The following is a 21,724-nucleotide window of genomic DNA, read 5'->3' on the forward strand; positions in this document are numbered from 1 at the left end:
TTAAGAAAGTAAATTTCTATATCATTGCCTGCAAGTAATTTCTAGCTTCATCAAACACCCAAACTTTCTCCTGCAAGTTGTACATTAGCATTTTCCACTAAAGTGCTTTCGTTATGCAAGGCATGTGTCTCGCTACATGCTTTAACTGACAGGTATGTGACTCCGCCAGAAGCTATTGCAACCATCGAGCTTAGTGCAAAAGATTGAGAAACTAAAAATAAAAAGTATAAAGACAAACATAAAGCAGCGATACATGCTATCGCTCCTATTATATATAAGCACAGGTGAAACTTCTGGTTACATATAAAGCTGTCTTTTATGCCTGCGATTTGCTTAATTTCTTTCTGTTGTGCAGCATTTAAGTAATAAAGAGGAGTTTCCCTCTTCTTATTAAAAGCATAGTCTTTACTGCAGAGCGCATCTTTAATATATTTTTTATTACATTTGAGTTCCTCTTTCAATCTGCTTACTTCTTTCCGATCTCCAGCTTCTTCTGCTTTCGTAATTTTGTTATCAGCTTCCGTCTCTAAGTCATTCACAATCTCTTGTACTGCAGGCAGCAAAATTCCACTTCTTGCTGCTTCATGAAATGGATTATCTCCATATTCATTATGCGCAGTTACAGAAGCAATGTTCTTCTTACAAATGTCTACAAATTTACCTTTGTTTTGTATTCTTGCAGCTAAATGCAGGAGATTATCTGCCTGTACTCTTTGTTTTGTTTTATCAAAAGGGCCGGTGTAACGCCAATTGATATTAGCTTCATTATCTGAAAGCAATTTTGCTATATCTACAAGTCCATCCATAACTCACCTCGCTATATTCAACCAGTACTAAATTATACAACACAATTTATGAAAAACAAGTAAATTTTATCTCTCAGAACAAATAAATTCTAAATTGTTACAAACATAAATTTTAGCTATCATCATTTATATTACTGTAATAGACAAATATGCCAGACGTAGTCACTAGATTTGCTCCATCACCAACAGGATTTTTGCACATTGGAGGAGCTCGTACTGCTTTATTCAATTGGCTCTATGCAAAGCATCATGGTGGCAGGTTTTTGCTGAGAATTGAAGACACCGACAGAAAACGTTCAACGAAAGAAGCAATTGATGTAATTATAGAAGGGCTAAGATGGCTCGGTGTGAGCTATGATGGGGAAATAGTATATCAGTCAAAAAGAATAGAGCGGCATAAAGAAGTAGCAAACCTTTTAGTTGAGAAGGGTAGGGCGTATCACTGTTATTGCCCTGAGGATGAAGTTGCAGAAAAGAAAATAAAAGCAAGAGAAGAGAGCAAGATATACAAGCATAAATGTACTACAAAACCTCCTTCTTGTCATCCAAGTAGCCGACACTGGAAAAATATGTGGTCACGCGCTGGAATGACATCGGGTGTGAGGTCAGTTGTCCGCTTTAAAGTGCCAGATTCGCAAGAGATCGTTATTGATGATAAAATATACGGCCAAATCAAAGTAAATAGCAACCAGCTTGATGATATAGTGATCTTACGCTCTGACAACACTCCAACATATATTTTTGCTGTCGTAATTGACGATCATGATGCTGGAATAACTGATATAATACGCGGTTCTGACCATCTCACTAATACCTTTAAACATCTGCTAATATACCAGGCTCTTGATTTTGACATTCCACGCTTTGCACATGTGCCGCTTATCCATGGGGAAGATGGGAATAAGCTATCCAAAAGGCATGGTGCCACAAGCGTTTGCGATTATGAAAAGATGGGAATATTGCCAAAAGCGATGCGTAATTACTTGCTGAGACTTGGCTGGAGTCACGGCAACGATGAGATTATTAGCGATGAGCAAGCAATAGAGTGGTTTAATTTAGAAAGTATTGGTCGTTCACCTGCACGGCTCGATTTCAAAAAACTGGAGCATTTGAATAACCACTATATTAGTAATATGAGCAATGAAGATATTCTGACTCTAATGCTTAGAGAAAATACTCTAACTGACAAAAAAAAGGGCTATTTACTGCAGGGACTGACAGAGCTAAAAAAAAGAGCAAACTACCTGACCGAATTATTGGATTTAGCAAAATTTTATATTCAAGATCCGCCACTTGATTTAAGTGAAGAGGCTGAGCAAATTGTCAAATCTAACCTCAATATAATTAAGTTACTCGCGTCATTTCTGTCAAAGATCGGTGATGAAAATTGGAATAAGGGTTTTTTATCTTCTCAGATCAAGGAATGTGCAAAATTGCACGATATGAAAATAAGCGATGTATACCACTCATTACGCACCCCTATAACTGGAGTAATGGATGCACCTGGAATCATTGATATCATGGTGATTCTTGGTAAAGATGAGTGTATAAGAAGGTTACAAGCAATTTAAATGAAATAAGAAAATTACTTGACATCCTTCGCCAGCCCCTTTATCATGACAGTGAAGCTATTGTATTTGCTTTCGCCAATCTGCAGATTAAAAGGTAAGGATTACTTAATGTATTGGCGTCTTATGTTCAATTTTTTGCAGTATATAGATACTGTATGTCTTTACAAAACTTCATCTACATCTAGATTTTTATCTAAATAAGCTGAACGCGCTTATAAAGCGTTACAAGACATCAAAAAATCCAATACTCGACAGAGATAGTAAAAGACTAGCTAACTCGGGGATTCTTTGTCTTTTTTTCTGCTTAGTAAATTTCTTAAACATTTGCAGCGTAAGTTAGTTGCAATTAAAAGCAGCTAAATCTTGCTTGTCAAGAGTTTAAAACATAAAAAACGCCAATATTTTAAAGCGGATAATAACCCCAGGGCTTCTTTTGCCTTTTTTTTCGTTTGGTAAATTTCTTAATGTTTATAGCTAAAAGAGCCCAAGAGAGGTGTCATTCCAGTGCTTGACACTGGAATCCAGTTTTCCATATAATCTCATCGAAAACGTTGTAACCACTTTCTATGCTAGTTTGCTTGTTTACAAGCAAACTTTCCTGGATCCCAGTGTCTGGGCAATGGGATGACACCATTCTTTTTCCTGGATTCCAAACTGGGATGACAGCTAGCCTGATAACCGTCATCCCGCTGCTTGTTAGCGGGATCTATGTTAAGGTATGACGGTTAAGTAAGGGATCTATGTTAAGAGATACCGCGGCGGTATGACGGTTCGCGGTGGTATAGCTATAGAAAACTTGTATAGATTTTTTCTACTTCTGTGATATCATAAGCCTGTAATGATAAAATAAGTAAATATGGATAAGTCAGCGTATGAGATCATAGAACATGAGTATGACGTGGTAGTAGTAGGTGCAGGTGGAGCAGGGCTCAGAGCAACGCTTGGGATGGCTGCAACTAATTTTTCAGTTGCCTGCATTTCTAAAATTTTCCCTACACGAAGTCATACAGTTGCAGCACAAGGCGGAATTAGTGCAGCTTTAGGTAATATCGGTGAAGACGATTGGCGCTGGCATGCATATGACACAATAAAAGGTTCAGACTGGCTTGGTGATCAAGATGCAATAGAATATATGTGTAAAAACGCTGCTAAAGCTGTTATTGAACTTGAAAATTTTGGCGTACCTTTTTCTCGTACAGAAGATGGCAAAATATACCAGCGTTCCTTTGGTGGAATGACAACTCACTTTGGTAAAGGAAAATCAGCGCAGCGCACTTGTGCGGCAGCAGATAAGACTGGGCACGCAATCCTTCACACTCTATATCAGCAGTGTCTTAAATTCAACGCTGAATTTTTTGTTGAATACTTTGTGATTGATTTAATTATGGATAGCGAAACATGCTGCGGAGTTCTTGCTTGGTCGCTATGCGACGGCACATTACATAGATTTCGTGCGCATAGAGTGGTGTTAGCAACAGGTGGATATGGACGTGTTTATTTCTCTGCAACAAGTGCGCATACCTGCACAGGTGATGGTAATGGCATGGTAGTAAGGGCTGGATTACCACTTGAAGATATGGAATTTGTACAATTTCATCCAACAGGAATATATGGCTCAGGGTGCCTGATGACAGAAGGATGCCGTGGTGAAGGGGGGTACCTCGTTAATTCTCAGGGTGAAAAGTTTATGGAACGTTACGCACCAAAAGCAAAAGATTTAGCTTCTCGTGATGTGGTAAGTCGCGCAATAACAATTGAAATTAGAGAGGGAAGGGGAGTTGGACCGAAAAAAGATTACATGTATTTAACTATAGCACATCTTGATCCGGAAGTAATAAAACTCAGATTGCCGGGCATTAGCGAAACCGCAAGAACTTTTGCTGGAGTTGATGTCACTAAAGATCCAATACCGGTCATTCCGACTGTTCACTATAACATGGGTGGCATTCCAACTAATTATTATGGAGAAGTGATCACGCTGAAGCAAGGTAAGGAAGAAGTGGTAGATGGACTATTTGCAATTGGAGAAGCTGCGTGTGTCTCTGTGCACGGTGCAAATCGACTTGGTTCTAACTCGCTTCTTGATCTTGTGGTTTTTGGCAGAGCTGCAGCGCTCAGAGCAAGAGAGAAACTAAAATCCGGTACACCACATAAAAAATTGCATTCAGACTGCACAGACTGGATAGTGGATAGATTTAATAAAATGCGATTTGCCTCCGGTGGGCTAAAAGTAGCAAAAATACGCAGCGAAATGCAGAACACTATGCAAAAGTACGCATCAGTGTTCCGTGTTGCTGAAGTTTTAGAAGAAGGCAAAAAAGCTATAAAAAAGGTAGCAAAAATGATGCCTGATATTTCACTTGAGGATCGCAGTATGATGTGGAATAGTGATTTAGTTGAAGCACTGGAGCTTGCTAACATGATCCCACAAGCGGTTATTACCATGGAATGCGCAGCTAATCGCGAGGAAAGCAGAGGTGCCCATGCTCGTGAAGACTTTCCTGAACGTGATGACAAAAACTGGATGAAGCACACTATAGCGTGGCTTGAAGAAAAGAAAGGGCAAATTAACGTAAAAATTGATTATAAAAAAGTGGCTGAAAAAACTCTGAGCGGTGAGATTGATTTCATAGCGCCAGAGAAGAGGGTTTACTAGTTACACTATCCCTACACAATTTTTCAACGAGTTTATTGATATGGCACTCATTTTAGTGTCTGGAGGACTCTCAGTATGCTCTGATTGATTTGATGATTTTTGCACCTCTTGCTCTTCTAAATCGTTGGACTTATTTTCTATATCTTTAACAGAGTTATTGCATTGTGTATCATTTTTTGGTGCGTTATCTTGAAGTGTAAGTTGCTTTTCTTCAGTAAACTTTCCTTTAATTTTTCCAAATCCTTCATAAATATTTTCTAAATTCAAGTAAATAAGATAACAAACTCCAATAACTGCTATAATAGATGAGGCAGTTGCAATTGTAATAATTCCTTGAGAAGCACTGAATATTGCTGCACAGGCTAAAGCAGCAAATACAAGCGTTTTCACTGCTTTACAAGCAACATTATTGATGTACTTCACAATATCGCGTGCTTTTAACTTCCTGCCAAAGTTGCACTTCAGTTCAGTTCTCATATCATCTGGAATAAGCGCTCTACCCATTGATTTCTCTATTCCTTTTATAGTTTTATAATACTCTTTGCTCCATAATCTTTCGGGTAGTATTAACTGCTTTGGGTCAACACCATTTTGCAATAATTTTACACAGAACTTGATCGTGTTATCACGGCTCTTAGGATTGACCAAATTATGTTTATCTTTTGTCGTCTTAGTAATTAGCGCTACTTGTAGTGGTGTGCGTTCTTTTTCGTTAGCGGCGTTTGCAGCTTTACTAAATTTCTCTTTTTCCACCGAATTTAAAATCAACTCTAAACATGTAACTTTTTGTTCTCCTTTGAATGAAGCAATATAGTGCAGAGCATTTTTTCCATCTTTATCTTGCACAGTAATATCTGCACCATTTTGTAGAAATAACTCTAAGGTTTTATACCTGCCAGTATCCTTAAATTCTTTTTTTACTACATTTTTTATTTTATTTTTCAATGAAGGCTCTTTACTCTTTTCTTGTATGCGCTGGAGTACCTGATGGAGCGGTGTTTGCTCTTTCCCGTTAACAGCATTTATAGCCTTACTAAATTCATCCTTACCTAAAGTCAACTTCAAACATGCAACTTTTTGTTCTCCTTTGAATGAAGCAATATAGTGCAGAGCATTTTTTTCATCTTTATCTTGCACAGTAATATCTGCACCGTTTTTTAGCAATAGTTCTAGGGTTTCATACCTTTTAGTTTTTTCAAATTTCTTAAGTGATCGGTTCTCACTCTTCTCTTGTATGCGCTGGAGTATCTGATGGAGCGGTGTTTGCCCTTCTTTTTTATCATTTACAGCTTTTATAAATTGTTCTTTTTGGCCTGTTTCTAGCAATATATTGAGAAGTTTAAGTTTTTGTTTTGTTTCAGGTTTAACAATCAAGTGTAAAGCATTGTTACCATCTGTGTCTTTAAGGCTAATATCCGCACCTTTTTCCAATAGTTCTTTAAAAAGTTTTTTATCACTATTTTTAATTACTGGATGTAATAGATAATTATCATTACTATCTGGAGTATTTATGGTATGTGGTATAATTTCTTTAATTTTTGCTTCTGTATTGATTCTTATTTCTGGCTTTAATTTAGATTTCTTTCCTTGCTCTGCTAATTTTTCTAAGAAATTACGGTAGTATGTCTTTTGCTCCTCTTTTAAGTTTTGTAATTCTTCTGTAGATAATTCTAAATTATCAGAGCTGGCTCCATGCTCTAACAATTTTGTAAGAAACTTAAGTGTGTTATCGTTACTTCGAATTGTATTAGACTCATGTTTTTCTTTTGTTACCTTGTTAATTAGTGCTACCTGAAAAGGGGTCTGATTTTCACTATTAATGAGTTGTGCTAGATCTTCCTTGGTGACCGTTTTTATTAGGGTACCCAGAAACTTGCATTTCTGTTTCTTTTCCAACGACGCAATGAGGTGTAAAATATTTTTCCCTTCTTCAGCTTTTATGCTGCTAATATCCGTACAATCTTTTAGATATTTTTTTAATTTCCTGTTATTTCCATTTTTGATCGCTTTTAGTAATTGAACATTATTATGCGTTGTTCCGTTGCTTTTCTCTACTTCTTGATCTTCATTTGCTGTATTAGGGTTACTGATTGAATGTTTCTCATAATCATCACCAGCATCGCTACTGTAGTCACTTTCAATTCCACTGTCCCTACGATCATTTTGGTTACAATATTTGCTATTATAAGTAATTTCTGAAATTGCTTGCTTTACTCGCTCTTTTGTTTCATTTGATATTTTTTTCGATCGTTCTATTGCTTTATCTAGCACTGGAAGGAAGCATTGGACATAATACCTATAATATTTTTCTTGTTCTCTAAGTGATTCTTCTAATTTAGTTAATACTTCAGGACTAGCATCTTTCTCAAATAACCTTTTACACTTCTTGAGGGTTCCATCTTGACCTCTTGGTTTTTCACGCTTGTGTTCTTCTTTTTTTACCTTTCTCTTTATAATGCCATACAATTGCTCGTCTTTTCTATCCTGCTCTTGCTTTTTATTTTTATCTATGCATTCACCTAATTTATCTGCATTAGTAGTTAGTGCAGTTATATCTATACCCATACTAAAACCTCAATATTAAAAGCTATTTAAGTTGTCAGCACTAAACTAACAACCAAGAAGTTTGACTTTTAAATTGAGCTAAACGTTGTATATGTATAGGTGGAAAGGCAGAAAACTAGTTTCTATTAGAAAATCTGTTATCATAGTCAAATCCTCACTTGAACAGTTGCTACTATTTTAACCATTTAATCTTAAAAAATAATAAATATAGCTAAACTGCGAAACGTGCTACTGGCTAAAATAGGATAATAAACTATAGCTGCAAATATCCAAATTGATGTTTTTATCAGTCTTCCAGACTTGGTTTTTCTTTTAGTTTTTTAAGTCTTTCTTTATTTAGTATGGAGCTTATCTCTTCTACACTTTTATCAATATCATCATTGATTATTACATAATCATATTTATCACGTTTGCTTATCTCTTTTTGAGCTTCGGCTAATCTGCGCTCTATTTCGCTTGCATCATCACTATTACGCTTTTGCAAACGCAACCTAAGCTCTTCCATTGAAGGGGGAAGTATAAAAACACTTACAACTTTTTTTCTCATGAGCTTGAATAAGTGAAATGCTCCTTGCCAGTCTATGCTGAGTAAAACGCTTATTCCATTGCTTAAGTTTTGCTCTATAAAATTTCTTGGTATACCATAAAAATTCTCAAAAACTTTGGCGTATTCAAGCATTTGGCCAGCTTTGCATAACTCGTGAAATTTTTCTTCGGTAACGAAAAAATAGTCTTTTCCATTTATTTCGCCGGGGCGAGGCTTGCGTGTAGTCATAGAAACAGACCTAACTAAATTAGTTGATTGCTCAAGTAATTTTGCTGATATAGTAGTTTTTCCAGCTCCAGAAGGGGAGGATAGAACCAATAATACGCCCTCACTTTTTACGGTCATTTTTCTTTGCATTTTTTAACATGGTGCTTTTTGGATCAGAGTTTAAAAAGCTAGAACCTTCTAAATTAGAATTTGATAAGTTGGTGCCAATGAGAGAAGAGTTATCAAAGACAGTATAGCGCAAATCGGTCTTTTCAAAATTTGCCTTATTCAAATTAACGTTTACAAACTTTGCTCTACTCAATGTTGAATTAGAAAAATCGGCATTTTCTAAATTCATATCCTTAAATTCAAAGTAAGAATAATTTACATTAAATTTTTCACCCTGTGATATTTTCTCTTGCAAATCTTCAATTGAAGTTATAGCATTTTCTAAGCCTGCAAGTTTTTTCTGCCCTTGATTGTCAATCAAAATTGAATTATCAAACTTGCAACCTGTTAAATGAGAATTAGCAACTGAACTTTTATATATGCTTGAAGAGAGAAAAGACATATCACTAATTGTTGAATTACTCAAATTGCTAAGAAAAAACTAGTTTTCCTAAAGGCATTAGCGTGAAGCAAAGAAGACCTGAAATCGCTTTCAATAAAATTTGAATTAGTTACTTTTAAATTAGACCAGCTCGAATTATCAGCTAATAAATTAAAGAATGTTGAATTTTCTATTTCACTGGAATCAATATTATGGCGAGAAAGCGTACTGTTATAAACTTGAGAGTCTTGGATTTTTATCTTATACATTGAAGTTGTAGAAAGGTCTGAATCTTCTATCTTTGCAGAGGTAAATAGTGAATGGTCAAAAAATGAGCCATTCATGTTAGAATTCGCAACTTTAGTATTATGAAACTTTCCATGACGAATGTCAGCATTAGAGACATTAACTTGATGCAGTTCACTAAAACTAAAATCAATATTGGATAAATCAGCATCCTGAAGATTTGTTTCAGAAACATATGCATGTTTTATCTTGGAACCATTTAGTATAGATTGAACAAAACTTGAATTATCGTCATTCACATAGGAAATTTGTGTGTTGCTTAAATTAGTTTCGTCGAAGTTACTGTTAATTATGATAGAAGAATTAAGGCAAGCATCGGAAAGATTGCTACCTGTAAAGTCTGATTCTTTTAACTCTGCACCATATATGTTAGCATTTTTTAATGAAGAAAATTGTATCTTTAATTTATATGCATCCACTCCAAAGAAACTTGCATTATCAAGGTTGTTTTTCTGCATAACGGTATCGTTTATTTCACTATCACTAAAATTTACGTGGCTAACATTCGAGTTTGATAAGTTGGAGAAATTCATTTTCACATTCGAGAAATTAGTATGCAAACCAATTACGTTGTGCATACTTACTTTTTTGAGATCGGAACTGATAAAATCAGCATAACTAACATTAGACTGATCAAATACGATATCTGTTAAGTTTGCAGAAACAAATTTTGTAAAACTCAAATTTGTACCTTTTATTTTAATGCCATGTAAATTAGCATTGGAAAAATTAGCACCACGTAAATCAACATCAATGAAAGACACATCGGATAAATCGGTGTTAGAAAAATCGGCACCAATCAGACTTACTCCATCAAAAACAGATTTACTTAGGTACAGTTGGTTAAAATTAGCTCCATTTAAGTTAGAACCAAAACCTTTCTTAAAATCTTCTGGCACGCCCTCTTTGTGGCACTGCACCAAAAATTCAGCAAAGTCTTTTTTACTGTAAGATACGTATTTTACATCATGCAGAGCGTTTAAAAAATCACTAATCTGATTTTTTTCATCATTTGTTTCGTTTCCATAACATAAATGACCAACTAAAATTAATATCAAAAATCTAATCATCTTGCTTATCACACTGTGACTCATTGTTTTCTTTCGTTTTCACAGCCCAATCGTACATTGCTGAGCTTTCTTTATTGTCTATTTTTCTATCCTCCAAAAGATGTGGCATCATTTCGGCAATCGCATTTATTATATTGATCTGCTTTTTTTCGATTGCTATATCAATTGGGGATTGAAAATTATTGTTAACTACTCTAAGATCAGCACCTTGTAATAAGAGAAAGCGCACTATGTCTACCTCACCTTGTTTAACTGAATAAATGAGAGGAGTATCACCCAATTTATTTCTAAACCTTAGTATCTCTTGAATTGTTAATCCAATTTTTTCTAGCTTACTTATTACTCCTCTTAAGCAAGTTAAGTTGTTCTTCTTAATGCAGTAAAAAAATTGCTTACTGTAATCATCAATAAACACAGTTGTAGGAAGATGCTCATTAAGGCTATCATATTGTCGTTTATATATTGACTTGCTTTGTATGTCTTTATGACCCCATTCTTTTATTGGTTCTCTGTTTAGCTTTGTCCATTTTTGTAAATTTTTCTTTTCACTTTCATCTTTTTTAGTTATAGGTTTTACTCTATTGCGGTCCTTGGAATTACTGTTTGTTTCTTTCACTTTTTTTTCTTCAGACTGATTCTCTACTTTTTCTTTTTTTCCCTCTAATAATTGACTCGCATCACTTTTTGAAAGTTCATTATCTTTTATATCAATCTTCTGATCAGCTTGTAGATTTTTTTGCGGGTCAGTTGTATTCTCATTTAAATCAGCACTTAAAGGCAAAGGCTCTGGTTTCAAATCTTTATTCACTTCTTTATTGGCCATATTTGGTAAATTTTGAGCAAATTTGTCTGTGCTTCCTTCTAGCTGGTCATTTGGCAAATCTTTATCAATCTTTTCACCCTCACTTATAGTTTTTTCAACCACGGAAGCTTTGTTCTCGTTGTGTTGCAGCTTCTCTTTATCGGTAGTGCCGTCTAATCTTTTGCTCTCAGCCTCTTGTGTTTGTTTAGCATCGACGTTGCTTTTCAACTCATCTTTTTGATTTGTACTGCTCAGTAAATCTTGCTTTCTTGCACCTACATTTTCGTTTTTATGAACTGACCCAATTTTCTTTTCTTCACGCTGCTCTATGGCAAACAGGCTCAGTGATCCAAATACAACAACTAATAGTATGAAATATAAAATATTTTTCATAAATGTTCAAAACATAAGCTTAATTAAAATGATACTATAATCAAATGATTAATCTACAGTAAAAAATGCCTTAGGATTTAATTTATAAAAAAATAATAGATTTTTTGTATCTGTTCAGGGGCATCGCAAATATTGAAGCAAAGTGGTCAGTGCTTACTGTACGAACATTGTGATTTGAGAGCAATCTCCGCTAGGGAGGATGTCATCCCAGTGCTCCTTTCTCGTCATCCCAGTGCCCAGACACTGAGATCCAGAAAAAAGAATGGTGTCATGCAAGTAGCCTCCTTCTCCTGTCATCCCAGTGCCCAGACTACTTGGATCCAGAAAAGTTTGCTTGTAAGCAAGCAAACTAGCATAGAAAGTGGTTACAACATTTTCGATGAGATTATATGGAAAACTGGATCCCAGTGTCTGGGCACTGGGATGACAAAGGAGGACGTTATTCCAGTGCCAAGCACTGACCATTTGCTGTGCAATTTACCTTCAAAAATGAATGTTCGTACAGCTATGGAATGAATCGCGGTATGACATAGGACTGCTGTCATTCCAGTCTGGAATTTAGTCTTTACTGGGGAGAAGAAACTATCCTTCTACAGTGTATCCGTTTAGGGGAGGTATCTGTTCAGATGCATGGCTAATGTACAAATATTGAAACAAAAATTCCAGTGCTCCCTTTCTTGTCATCCCAGTGCCCAGACACTGGGATCCAGAAAACTTAACTTTAAATAAGTGGCTGCATAATAAACTACACATTAAACCTAAAGTGCATTATATCACCATCTTGCACGATGTAATCTCTGCCTTCAAAGCGAATTTTTCCTGCGTCTTTGCAAGCTGATTCACTTCCATACTTTATGTAGTCTGCAAAGCTTATTGTCTCTGCTTTTATAAAGCCTTTCTCAAAATCAGTGTGGATTACACCTGCTGCTTTATCGGCTGTTGACCCTATTTTTACTGGCCATGCCCGTGCTTCTTTGGGGCCCACAGTAAAGAAAGTTATCATACTCAGCACTTCATACATAATACGCGCTACTCCATCAAGGCCTGATTCTTGTAAGCCAAATTCTGATAAAAAACTCTGTTTTTCCTCTTCACTATCAAGATTTGCAATATCTGCTTCGAGTTTTGCTGAAATGCAATAAAATTTGCTTTTATTTTCCTCTGCCATTCTCTCTACCTTTTTAGATAATTCATTGCCAGTTATAACATTTGTATCTTCAACATTGCAAACGTACATAACGGGCTTTGTTGTCAGCAATTGAAGCAACTTCATCTCATCTTCATTGATATTCTCCAAACTTCTTGCAGGTTTACCTAATTTTAAAGTAGCTAATACCTCTTGCATTAATTCAAGTTGTCTCTTTAGCTCTTTATCACCTTGCTTTGCTTTCTTTTCCAATTGAGGAAGCCTTTTTTCTATGCTATCAATATCAGCTAGGATTAATTCCATTTCTACCACTTCAGCATCTGATATTGGATCTATTTTACTGTGTACATGGCTGATATCGTCATCCGTAAAGCACCTGAGCAGATGAACGATAGCATCAACTTCTCTGATATGGCTTAAAAATTTATTGCCGAGCCCTTCACCTTTGCTCGCACCCTTTACCAGACCTGCAATATCTACAACTTCTAATTGATTATAAATTATCTTCTCTGAGCCTGCAATTGCTGCGATTTGTTTCAAACGCTGATTTTTTATCGAAATCTTGCCTATATTTGGCTCAATTGTGCAGAAAGGATAATTTGCAGCTTCGGCTGCACTTGACTCTGTAAGCGCATTAAATAAGGTTGATTTTCCTATGTTTGGTAACCCAACTATACCGCAGTTAAAGCTCATATTTGCTATTTAAAGTTATAACTATTGCATAATTTAAAAATTTCTGCTATACTTAATTAGTTGCTTATTAATAATTTTGTTGGTATAGTAACATATAGCTTAAATTAAGGTAAAAACTATGGCTGAACCTAGGAAATGGAAGCTACCAAGTGATTTTCATGATGTTGAGGTTGGAATAAAAAGGCCCAAGATCTCAGGGCAAATGAATGTACCTAGGAAACGGAAACTATCAAATGATTTTTACGATACTGGAAGTCCGAAAAGGTTCAAGAGCTCTGGACAAGAAATAACTCTTTTAAATAGTAATCCTTACCCTGACAATTTCCATGTAGGACAAGCAATTGGTAATGGAAGCTGCTTTTTTGACTCATTCAGACAAGGTCTAGAACAGCAGAAGGGGATAGAAGTTACTGTTGAGCAGTTACGAGAAGACTGTAAAGAATTTGCACAAAAGAATCCACCAAAGTGGTTTACAAATGCAATTGTCAATAGTCATGATAACAATGGCCAGCACCGTAGTGAAACTGTAGATGATTATACAGCAAACATTATGCGTAACGATAGGTGGGGTGATCCTGACGTTGAAGGCAGAATACTTTGTCAGAAGTATGATGTAAAATTGCATGTTATAGAGAACCAGACTGTTGATAACCAAGATTTGTTTTTGCATGAATTAATAGACAATTCAGGTTCAAAAAGTGCAGGTGAATACAATAAAGTTAATTATGACGACAGTAGTGTTTTGCATGTAATAAACAAAGGACATGCTCATTTTGAACCATTGCTTGATAGAAATAAAAGTTTAGCAAAACAAGAACAAGAAGATTTCCTATTAGCAAAAAAGCTTCAGTTAGATGAGATCTTAGAGTATTGTAACCTTTCAAAGGATATCTCTGAGAGAGCAGAGGTTGAGAAGAGATTTGATGAGTTATTGGCAGAAAATGCTGATGGAAAAATTGGTGATGTTGTAGGGCAGTGCGTTAGTGATATAAAGCAGCGCATAGAGCGCTCTGAAAAGCAAAACCCTTCAAGTTTACCAAGATGTAGTATGGAGGAATCAAGAACAGAAAAAATATTTCATCAACAACAAATATCACAATTGGAAGTGTAAAATAAATCTTCATAGCCCTGTATATTTTTATATAGGGGTTTGTGCAAGCATTTCATATAATATGAACTTGCAGTATGTACTAACCTAAATGCAAGTTGACCAGGAGACTAGTTTAATTATTGATGCCATAGAGGAATTTGGTGGTGAGGCTAGGCTTGTCGGCGGATGTGTGAGAGACTCAATTTTGCAACGTGATGTCCACGACATCGATTTAGCTACTAATTTGCTTCCTGATCAGGTGATGAAAGCGCTAAAACTCCGTAATATAAAAACTATTCCAACTGGCTTAAACCATGGAACTATTACTGCAATCTTAAATCAGAGGTCTTTTGAAATTACGACACTAAGGCATGATGTGAAATGTGATGGTAGGCATGCAAAAGTAGAATTTACCAATAATTGGCAAGCTGATGCTTCAAGGCGTGACTTTACATTTAACGCTCTATATGCAGATAAGCATGGCCATATATATGACTACTTTGGTGGCATTGAGGATTTAAAGGCGCGAAGGTTAAACTTTATAGGCAACGCTGAAGATAGAATTAAAGAAGACTATCTACGTATTTTAAGAGCATTTCGTTTTCATGCAAAAATATGTGCCGGAGATTTGAGTGATGAAATACTAAGCGTATGCAAAAAGCATTCGCATATGATCCAAAACCTCTCTGGAGAGAGAATAAGAGATGAAATACTTAAATTGCTGGAGTGCAATGATCCTTTTCCAACACTTAAGAGCATGCAAGAATCTGATGTTTTGCAAAAGATTATCCCAAAAGAAGTAAAATGCGAAATTCTGTCTTCGTCACTTCTTTTCGGCACTGATGTGCTAGTAAAATTAGCGTTACTCCTTAGGACTACTAAAAAAAATGACAGGCTAAGTCTTGGAGAATACATAATCATGTTTCTACGTCTTTCGAACAAGCAAAAGAAAAAGCTGCTATTTTTACTATCCAACGATATCAAAACAGAACTTTCAGAAAAAGAGCAAAAAAAATACATATCTTTATTTGGTAGAGAATTATATTGTGATTTAGTAAGAATTTGTGGTGTTGAGTCTGGAGAAAATGTTGATGAATATATTTCATTTGCTAATACATTCAATATTCCAAAATTTCCTTTATCTGGTGATGACTTGATAGGTATAGGTCACCAGCCAGGAAAAAGTTTAGGTAGAAACTTGGAATTGCTAAAACAACATTGGGAAGATAGCTCCTACACTTTAACAAAAGAGGAGCTGGTGCTTTATGCTAAGAGCCTATTCTAACTGCTTTCTGACTGTTCAATGAATGTATGCTTGCAATATTAGGGGAACTCATAGAGGAATTAGGTATATGTTCTTTTTTAGCTTTTTCTGTTAATTGATATTCGTTTACTCCTCCTTGAGTTTGATTACACATTCCCTGATCTGGAGATAAAAATTTATCTCTTATGCTTAATGCCAGTTGTAACTCTTGAATCTTATTTGAAAAACATTTCATTTTAGCCTCTGTTAATTTTCCTGTAACAATTTCTTTAAGAAATTCTCCTGAGTTGTTATTATTATTATTCTTGCTATTAAAGCTGTGCAAGATAGAGTCTACAATCTTATTTACCCCTTCTTGTTTGTTAAATTCTAATTTTTTTACGCATTTTCTAACAGAAGGTGACAACTTCTTTAACCTTAGCTTCTATGATCTCCCTTGCGGATTGTTTCAAATTACTTTCTAATAATTCAAGCAGCTTACTGCTTTCAAATTTGCCATCATCTTGATTTGATAGAGACTTTATAGTTTCATTAAGCACGTTATGGCAAAAGTGTTTCTCTTTAAATTCAGGAAAACCTTTTTTTAACTCCTCGTTTTTCCCAGATAAAAAGTTATTGAGACCCTTATCCCTAGAAAGCTTATTGGGCAAGTTTCGTAATTTTGAAAGAGTTGATTTTGCAGTAGATACTGTACTCACTGCACCTGCCTTTTTAGCCAATTGACCTTCTTTTGCTTCCTGTAGTTTCTTAGTGTCAGCTTTCAATTGACCTTCTAAATCAATCTCCAATTGTTGTTTAGATTCTTGAACACTTTGTAATTGCTTCCCCAAGTTCTCCATTTCACCCAATTGAGCAGTCAATGTATTCACACTTAATCGTAGAGCTTTGTTTTCATGACCTAAGTCACTGACTTTATTTTCTAATTCAGTATTTTTGTCTTTAGCCTGACACAATTTATCAGTCTGTGATTTAAGTAAAGCCACTAATTTGCTAGCTTGCCATTGTTGATTCAATTCAATTAATTTATCCTCCTTGTCCTTTAACCTACTCTTAAGTTCTATTATTTGTGCTTGCAGACTTTCATTATCTTTCCTAGTAGCTTCAATTTCTTCTCCTTGCTCTCTTATTATCATGTATTGATCAAATATAGTTTTCTGTTGTTCATCAACTTTATCCTGCATTGCTTTTTTATCTTGTTTGTATTTGGTTAGTTCCTCTTCTCGTTCGCCTGCATCTTCTGTAAGTCCCTTATAACTCTTTTCAAGTCCTTCAATTGCAGATCGTAATTCTCTATTTTCTTCTTTTAAGGAAGCATTTTGTAAACGTTTAAGTTCTAATTCCTGATTTATGCCCTCCAGCTGTTCTTCTAATGCTTCATCATCTTCCTCTGTTATCAATGCTACTCCATCAGTCTGAACCCCTCCATCTTTGTTTATCACTACACTTTGGCTCTCTTTCTCTACAACTTCAGGTTTTAAGTCAACTTGAACACTTCCATATATTGTCTTAAAAGCATCAGTTTGAACTTCATTGTTTGCAGTAGTTTTATCGTAGTACAAAATATTTTCTGCCCATCTATTCCATCTCTTGGGCAATATTCGTCCAATCGTTTTTAGATATAACCAAGCAAATACAGTAGACCAGCTGTATTTTTTTTCCTTTCGCTTAATATTAATTTCATAATTAACCTTATTATTAATATTTAGCATAAAATTACCTTATTTTTTAACTTTAATTTACAGAAAATTTTAATAGTAATAAAGTTATATATATTAGTATAAATGTTAAACAAATACTAACACAGGTGTCAAATTATGGTAAAGTCTTTGCCCGACTAATACACTTTAAGCAGAAATGTACATGTCTGCAAGTACAGTATTTGCTTTTTCTATCGCTCTTGCTAACACTTCCTGTTCATTGTTCTGATTTTTCACATTGATTACCTGAGCAGCCAAGTTTGCAGGAAAAGTGACCAAACTGACTTCCCATAATTCCACTTGTTTTAACACTCTAGCTCCACTTTTATGATCAACATCATACTCTATAGGTATATAGCCGATGGAAAGTCCGTTAATTGCCCCAGTTTTGAGCATCAAATACACTTCTTCTGCTTTCTGAATACCCAAAAGTAAATGTGCGGTTATATACAGGCCAACATCATTTTCATAAATATCTATGATGCTACCTATAGGTTCGTCAGGATTATGCTGCCAAAGGAGTTTTATTTTATTTCTGTTTAAATTTTCCTTAAATGCTCCGGGCAATATCAGATCATTTTGTTTATCAACTATGTTAAAAACGCTCGCATAACCAGAAAATACACCGTTTTCTCCTATACTTTTTATTGACAATGGTGAATAGAGAAATTTCTTATTCATAAGGCCTCCTGTAGGTTATAGTATTGGGAATTCTGTTTGCACAACGCACTGCAATGTCAAATCTATTATATGCAGTTCTCTAAAAAGGGAAAGTATTTTTTTTAGTTACAAAATAATAAATGAGACTATGAAAGCAATAAAGATCCCAGCGTCACGCGCTGGGATGACAGTAGGAAAACTCAGATGTGAAAGCACTCAATAACAGTCTAGAAAGTATTGAGATATGAGAAAAATCTGTACTCAGGTAACATCAACAATTGATATCTCTAGACAAATTTGATCCTACTTTTACTTCTGACAGAATAGAGATAACGTTCTCTTGTATTTTTTTATATCTAGCGATTTCTGATTCATTTTTTTGCACTTCCAATCTATTATGGAGTAAACTAGAAACATCTCTTACTAACGTAGAAATGTTTTGTGCGGCCTTATATGCTATTGTTCCAATAATAAAGCTAGCAAAGGTATTAATTCTATAAGTAGTAAAATCAGAAAAGTTTGACATGTTGGCATGGAAAACAGGAATGCAAGTAAGACTACCAGGACCATTATAGTAATTACCTTTAATAGCATTAATAGCCATCAAACTCACAAAGCTAGTAATACACCCAACAATAAAAGGTCTCTTATCACTGTGTCTAAGGGTCCAAATGTTGGAAAGCATCTCTTATATTAGTAATTCTGCGTATTATTTCGTAGATATGTGAAACATTAGCATTATTACTTAATGAAATTCTCCTAGATTGTTCAGATTTTTCCTGTATTCTATTACTAATTTCACAATTAAAGTCATCAATGCTTATACCACATGATGTTAAAATACGAACCATATCTTGATTGTCGTTTTCTGATGCAGAATATAATGCTGTCTCATCCTTATAATCACGAAAATTGACATCTCCTCCACTTGATCTATAAACGCTAATTATAAACTCTTCTAAGCTCATCTTATGATTTTCTTCCAAATACCTTGACACTTCCTTAAAATATTCTTTATCGGTAGCAAGTTTGTGTAGAAATGATTGGCCTGAAATTTTTTCTAATTGATCTATAATGATCCTCTGTAATAACATAATTAGCCTCCTATTAAAGTTTCAATACTATTGATAAAATGATACAGTATTATAGTTCTTTAGTCAAGGTAAATATTAATATATTAAGGTTAAAACTGCCAATTAGCAGTCAAAAGAATAAAATGAAATATCAAGTGATATCCTCTATAATTAAATTTTTTGAATGAAGAGATGACGGTTCGCGTAGGAATTAATGGTCTGGGTAGAATAGGCAGAGGCGTATTGCGTGCTATTTTCGAAATAGAAGAATATAGCAAACAAATAGAAGTTGTAGCTGTCAATGGATCGCTCAGTGCAAAGCAGCATGCACATTTGATTAAATATGATTCTGTTCATGGCAAATTCAGTGGTGATATTGATTTTAATGAGTCTCAAAATTGGATTTCTATAAATGGCAAAAAGTTTTCTTTATATAGAGAACGGAATCCTGAAAATATTCCTTGGAATGTTGATGTAATACTTGAATGTACTGGTGCATTCAATAAACGTAAAGAAGCAATAAGGCACAATGCAGAGAAAGTAATTGTCTCTGCTCCAGTTCCGGATGCTGATGTCACTATAGTTTATGGTGTGAATGACGATATGCTCGAAAAAGAGCATAAAGTGATATCAGCAGGTTCTTGCACTACAAATTGCCTTGCTCCGATTGTGAAAGTCCTACACTCCAGTTTAGGTATAAAAAGCGGTTTTATGACTACTATACATGCCTACACGAATGATCAAAATGTTCTTGATGGTAATCATAAAGATTTGCGTAGAGCAAGGGCTTGCGGATTATCTATGGTGCCAACTACAACCGGGGCAGCAAAAACAATTGGTTCTGTCATCCCTGAATTAAAAGGAAAACTAGATGGCACTGCCGTCAGAGTTCCAGTTAGCAATGTTTCTATGGTTGATTTTAAATTTACGACTGATAAGAAAGCGACCGTTGAAGAAATCAATGAAATATTTAAGGATGCAGCTCTCTCCTCTACGTCATTCCAGCGCATGACGCTGGAATCTAATTTCTGGATCCCAGTGTCAGCTACTCGGATGACATCAGAGGGTACTAGGATGACAGAGGGTTATCCAATGTCAAATGTACTTTCTATATGCGAGGAACCTTTAGTCTCAATAGATTTTGTGCATAACCCTTATAGTGCAATTGTGGATTTAACTGGTACATATGTTACAGGTGATATATGCAGGGTTGCAGCGTGGTATGACAATGAGTGGGCTTTTTCGCTGAGAATGTTAGACATAGCATTATTGAGCTATAGTAAAGTATGAACTGGAACTCAAGCAAATACGCCTCATTTTATGAGCACTTTGCGGAACTCAGAAAAAGAGTTATCTTTTGCTTTCTATTTTTTTGCGTTGCTTTTGGTTTTTGTTATTACTTTAAGGAAAATATATACCGTTTTTTACTCGCACCTTTAATAGAAGCAACAAAAGGTAGCGAAGGTTTTTCTTTAATTTACACAGACTTAACAGAGGCATTTTTTGTGTATCTCCAAGTTGCAATAATGAGCGCACTTTTGTTTTCTTTTCCTGTGTTTGCATGGCAATTTTATATGTTCTTAGCACCTGGGTTATATAAAAGTGAAAGGGCAGTGTTGTTGCCATACTTGATTGCAACACCGGTTTTATTTGTAACGGGAGCTACTGTAGTCTATTACTATATATTTCCTTTAGCCTGGAAGTTTTTCATCACTTTTGAACATAGTGGGAAATCTTTCGGTATACCAATAGAGTTTATGCCATCAGTTAGCGAATATTTAGACCTCGTTCTCCAATTTATGTTTGCTTTTGGCACTGCATTTCAAATTCCAGTAATACTCACATTAATGGTGAGAGTTGGGCTACTGACTGCACAAAGTTTGTCAAATAAACGTAGAATTGCAATAGTGGTAATTTTTATTATCGCTGCAATCTTAACTCCACCTGATGTATTAAGCCAAGTAGGGCTTGCAATACCTATGCTGATTCTATATGAATTGTCCATTCTGATATGTAGGTATATTGAAAAAAAGAAGACAAAGATTTAAACAAAGAAATCCCTCTTATCTCCTTTATATCACATTTTTAACTTACAACATTCTTATTCAGGACTTAAATATGGAAATGTTTCATAAATTGATTGTAATACTTTGTTAAGTTCAGCCTTACTTTTGATGATCAATAATACTGTATCATCACCTGCTATAGTTCCTATAATTCCTATGTTTTTGCTATTATTTAATGAATAAATAACATACTTCTGATCTAGAAAGTAAGCTAGGCTGCTAGCTTGTCCTGGTTGAGTGTGTAGTACTATTAAACCAAAATCCGAAATTTGCATATTAAGTATTAATGGTAATCGATATTGGTTGATGTCAATTACTTTATACATACCAGCAACTTTGGCAATTTTAAGTTTTTTTAATTTTCTTGATAAAGTAGCCTGAGGAATGTTGTGCCCTCTTTCTTTAAGCAAGATCTGTAAATCGCTCTGCTCTAAAATTTCGTGATTTTGAATAATATTTAAAATATGTTCACCTAGTGTGTTGTCATGCATTATGCATTTTCCTCATATTGAATATGTAATAAGTATATTTGAAATTATATTCATTATTTCTTGACTATTC

20 protein-coding genes and 1 pseudogene are annotated in these 21,724 nt (G+C 35.0%); 7 read left to right on the plus strand and 14 right to left on the minus strand.

Going from position 1 to position 21,724, the window contains the following annotated elements; genetic code table 11:
* Positions 1-50: 50 nt before the first annotated feature.
* Positions 51-806, minus strand: coding sequence for an ankyrin repeat domain-containing protein (locus HUB95_RS03305; protein ID WP_209452290.1), 756 nt, complete (start codon positions 804-806; stop codon positions 51-53).
* Between the two features lie 149 nt (positions 807-955).
* On the opposite strand from HUB95_RS03305, the gene gltX reads away from it, so the two are divergent.
* The gene (gene gltX, locus HUB95_RS03310; RefSeq protein WP_209452291.1) at positions 956-2,377 is read left to right on the plus strand and encodes a glutamate--tRNA ligase; all 1,422 of its coding nucleotides are present in this window, start codon (positions 956-958) and stop codon (positions 2,375-2,377) included.
* Between the two features lie 496 nt (positions 2,378-2,873).
* Here gltX and HUB95_RS03315 read toward each other — a convergent pair whose 3' ends face one another.
* Complete coding sequence (locus tag HUB95_RS03315; RefSeq protein WP_197907315.1) at positions 2,874-3,062, minus strand: hypothetical protein; 189 nt, start codon at positions 3,060-3,062, stop codon at positions 2,874-2,876.
* A 171-nt stretch (positions 3,063-3,233) separates the two neighbouring features.
* On the opposite strand from HUB95_RS03315, the gene sdhA reads away from it, so the two are divergent.
* Positions 3,234-5,033 carry a succinate dehydrogenase flavoprotein subunit gene (gene sdhA / locus HUB95_RS03320; protein WP_015588990.1) on the plus strand — a complete coding sequence of 600 codons (1,800 nt, stop codon included), beginning with the start codon at positions 3,234-3,236 and terminating at the stop codon, positions 5,031-5,033.
* On the opposite strand, the gene HUB95_RS03325 is transcribed toward sdhA, so the two are convergent.
* From HUB95_RS03325 to HUB95_RS03340, 4 genes and pseudogenes are all read right to left on the minus strand, one after another.
* Positions 5,034-7,598 (minus strand): ankyrin repeat domain-containing protein, encoded by a 2,565-nt coding sequence (locus HUB95_RS03325; protein ID WP_209452292.1) that lies wholly within the window; start codon positions 7,596-7,598, stop codon positions 5,034-5,036.
* A gap of 286 nt (positions 7,599-7,884) precedes the next feature.
* On the minus strand, positions 7,885-8,490 hold the full coding sequence (gmk, locus tag HUB95_RS03330; protein WP_015588988.1) for a guanylate kinase: 606 nt from the start codon (positions 8,488-8,490) through the stop codon (positions 7,885-7,887).
* Positions 8,474-10,278, minus strand: a pseudogene (locus HUB95_RS03335) (pentapeptide repeat-containing protein). The gene gmk and the pseudogene HUB95_RS03335 overlap by 17 nt, the downstream one beginning before the upstream one ends.
* Positions 10,271-11,473: an ankyrin repeat domain-containing protein gene (locus HUB95_RS03340; RefSeq protein ID WP_015588986.1), complete on the minus strand. Its 1,203-nt coding sequence runs from the start codon at positions 11,471-11,473 to the stop codon at positions 10,271-10,273. The pseudogene HUB95_RS03335 and the gene HUB95_RS03340 overlap by 8 nt, the downstream one beginning before the upstream one ends.
* A gap of 132 nt (positions 11,474-11,605) precedes the next feature.
* Between HUB95_RS03340 and HUB95_RS03345 the strand changes: the two genes are divergently transcribed.
* The gene (locus HUB95_RS03345) at positions 11,606-11,989 is read left to right on the plus strand and encodes a hypothetical protein (RefSeq protein WP_174516765.1); all 384 of its coding nucleotides are present in this window, start codon (positions 11,606-11,608) and stop codon (positions 11,987-11,989) included.
* A gap of 66 nt (positions 11,990-12,055) precedes the next feature.
* Here HUB95_RS03345 and HUB95_RS06490 read toward each other — a convergent pair whose 3' ends face one another.
* A complete protein-coding gene (locus HUB95_RS06490; RefSeq protein WP_349496636.1) occupies positions 12,056-12,226 on the minus strand; it encodes a hypothetical protein in 171 nt (56 codons plus the stop codon).
* Positions 12,219-13,313 (minus strand): redox-regulated ATPase YchF, encoded by a 1,095-nt coding sequence (gene ychF, locus HUB95_RS03355; protein ID WP_209452293.1) that lies wholly within the window; start codon positions 13,311-13,313, stop codon positions 12,219-12,221. The genes HUB95_RS06490 and ychF overlap by 8 nt, the downstream gene beginning before the upstream one ends.
* Positions 13,314-13,431: 118 nt before the next feature.
* Between ychF and HUB95_RS03360 the strand changes: the two genes are divergently transcribed.
* Positions 13,432-14,424 (plus strand): OTU domain-containing protein, encoded by a 993-nt coding sequence (locus HUB95_RS03360; RefSeq protein WP_197907207.1) that lies wholly within the window; start codon positions 13,432-13,434, stop codon positions 14,422-14,424.
* An 88-nt stretch (positions 14,425-14,512) separates the two neighbouring features.
* Positions 14,513-15,688 (plus strand): CCA tRNA nucleotidyltransferase, encoded by a 1,176-nt coding sequence (locus HUB95_RS03365; protein WP_015588983.1) that lies wholly within the window; start codon positions 14,513-14,515, stop codon positions 15,686-15,688.
* Here the strand turns inward: HUB95_RS03365 and HUB95_RS03370 are convergent.
* The 5 genes from HUB95_RS03370 to HUB95_RS03390 form a co-directional block, all read right to left on the minus strand.
* The gene (locus HUB95_RS03370; RefSeq protein WP_209452294.1) at positions 15,672-16,073 is read right to left on the minus strand and encodes a hypothetical protein; all 402 of its coding nucleotides are present in this window, start codon (positions 16,071-16,073) and stop codon (positions 15,672-15,674) included. The genes HUB95_RS03365 and HUB95_RS03370 overlap by 17 nt on opposite strands.
* Entirely contained in the window at positions 16,057-17,376 is a 1,320-nt protein-coding gene (locus tag HUB95_RS03375; RefSeq protein WP_209452295.1) for a coiled-coil domain-containing protein, read from the minus strand. Before HUB95_RS03375 ends, HUB95_RS03370 begins: the two co-directional genes overlap by 17 nt.
* 135 nt (positions 17,377-17,511) lie before the next feature.
* Positions 17,512-18,045: an HK97 family phage prohead protease gene (locus HUB95_RS03380; protein ID WP_197907204.1), complete on the minus strand. Its 534-nt coding sequence runs from the start codon at positions 18,043-18,045 to the stop codon at positions 17,512-17,514.
* 250 nt (positions 18,046-18,295) lie between these two features.
* Positions 18,296-18,628 (minus strand): hypothetical protein, encoded by a 333-nt coding sequence (locus HUB95_RS03385; RefSeq protein WP_244662722.1) that lies wholly within the window; start codon positions 18,626-18,628, stop codon positions 18,296-18,298.
* Positions 18,629-18,683: 55 nt separating this feature from the next.
* Positions 18,684-19,118 carry an ankyrin repeat domain-containing protein gene (locus HUB95_RS03390; protein ID WP_015588980.1) on the minus strand — a complete coding sequence of 145 codons (435 nt, stop codon included), beginning with the start codon at positions 19,116-19,118 and terminating at the stop codon, positions 18,684-18,686.
* A gap of 171 nt (positions 19,119-19,289) precedes the next feature.
* On the opposite strand from HUB95_RS03390, the gene HUB95_RS03395 reads away from it, so the two are divergent.
* Complete coding sequence (locus tag HUB95_RS03395; RefSeq protein ID WP_209452297.1) at positions 19,290-20,387, plus strand: type I glyceraldehyde-3-phosphate dehydrogenase; 1,098 nt, start codon at positions 19,290-19,292, stop codon at positions 20,385-20,387.
* Positions 20,384-21,145 (plus strand): twin-arginine translocase subunit TatC, encoded by a 762-nt coding sequence (gene tatC, locus HUB95_RS03400; protein ID WP_015588978.1) that lies wholly within the window; start codon positions 20,384-20,386, stop codon positions 21,143-21,145. The genes HUB95_RS03395 and tatC overlap by 4 nt, the downstream gene beginning before the upstream one ends.
* A gap of 53 nt (positions 21,146-21,198) precedes the next feature.
* Here the strand turns inward: tatC and HUB95_RS03405 are convergent, their stop codons facing one another.
* Positions 21,199-21,654, minus strand: coding sequence for an arginine repressor (locus HUB95_RS03405; protein WP_015588977.1), 456 nt, complete (start codon positions 21,652-21,654; stop codon positions 21,199-21,201).
* Positions 21,655-21,724 lie beyond the last annotated feature (70 nt).

It is taken from the genome of Wolbachia endosymbiont of Ceratosolen solmsi, from assembly GCF_017869155.1.
GTDB classification, from domain to species: Bacteria; Pseudomonadota; Alphaproteobacteria; order Rickettsiales; family Anaplasmataceae; genus Wolbachia; species Wolbachia pipientis.

Excerpts from the sequence above, each read along its gene's own strand:
- HUB95_RS03305 (WP_209452290.1), bottom strand. The coding sequence starts at position 806 with ATGGATGGACTTGTAGATATAGCAAAATTGCTTTCAGATAATGAAGCT.
- gltX (WP_209452291.1), top strand. The coding sequence starts at position 956 with ATGCCAGACGTAGTCACTAGATTTGCTCCATCACCAACAGGATTTTTG.
- HUB95_RS03315 (WP_197907315.1), bottom strand. The coding sequence starts at position 3,062 with ATGACGGTTATCAGGCTAGCTGTCATCCCAGTTTGGAATCCAGGAAAA.
- sdhA (WP_015588990.1), top strand. The coding sequence starts at position 3,234 with ATGGATAAGTCAGCGTATGAGATCATAGAACATGAGTATGACGTGGTA.
- HUB95_RS03325 (WP_209452292.1), bottom strand. The coding sequence starts at position 7,598 with ATGGGTATAGATATAACTGCACTAACTACTAATGCAGATAAATTAGGT.
- gmk (WP_015588988.1), bottom strand. The coding sequence starts at position 8,490 with ATGACCGTAAAAAGTGAGGGCGTATTATTGGTTCTATCCTCCCCTTCT.
- HUB95_RS03340 (WP_015588986.1), bottom strand. The coding sequence starts at position 11,473 with ATGAAAAATATTTTATATTTCATACTATTAGTTGTTGTATTTGGATCA.
- HUB95_RS06490 (WP_349496636.1), bottom strand. The coding sequence starts at position 12,226 with ATGTGTAGTTTATTATGCAGCCACTTATTTAAAGTTAAGTTTTCTGGA.
- ychF (WP_209452293.1), bottom strand. The coding sequence starts at position 13,313 with ATGAGCTTTAACTGCGGTATAGTTGGGTTACCAAACATAGGAAAATCA.
- HUB95_RS03360 (WP_197907207.1), top strand. The coding sequence starts at position 13,432 with ATGGCTGAACCTAGGAAATGGAAGCTACCAAGTGATTTTCATGATGTT.
- HUB95_RS03365 (WP_015588983.1), top strand. The coding sequence starts at position 14,513 with ATGCAAGTTGACCAGGAGACTAGTTTAATTATTGATGCCATAGAGGAA.
- HUB95_RS03375 (WP_209452295.1), bottom strand. The coding sequence starts at position 17,376 with ATGCTAAATATTAATAATAAGGTTAATTATGAAATTAATATTAAGCGA.
- HUB95_RS03380 (WP_197907204.1), bottom strand. The coding sequence starts at position 18,045 with ATGAATAAGAAATTTCTCTATTCACCATTGTCAATAAAAAGTATAGGA.
- HUB95_RS03385 (WP_244662722.1), bottom strand. The coding sequence starts at position 18,628 with ATGGCTATTAATGCTATTAAAGGTAATTACTATAATGGTCCTGGTAGT.
- HUB95_RS03390 (WP_015588980.1), bottom strand. The coding sequence starts at position 19,118 with ATGTTATTACAGAGGATCATTATAGATCAATTAGAAAAAATTTCAGGC.
- HUB95_RS03395 (WP_209452297.1), top strand. The coding sequence starts at position 19,290 with ATGACGGTTCGCGTAGGAATTAATGGTCTGGGTAGAATAGGCAGAGGC.
- tatC (WP_015588978.1), top strand. The coding sequence starts at position 20,384 with ATGAACTGGAACTCAAGCAAATACGCCTCATTTTATGAGCACTTTGCG.
- HUB95_RS03405 (WP_015588977.1), bottom strand. The coding sequence starts at position 21,654 with ATGCATGACAACACACTAGGTGAACATATTTTAAATATTATTCAAAAT.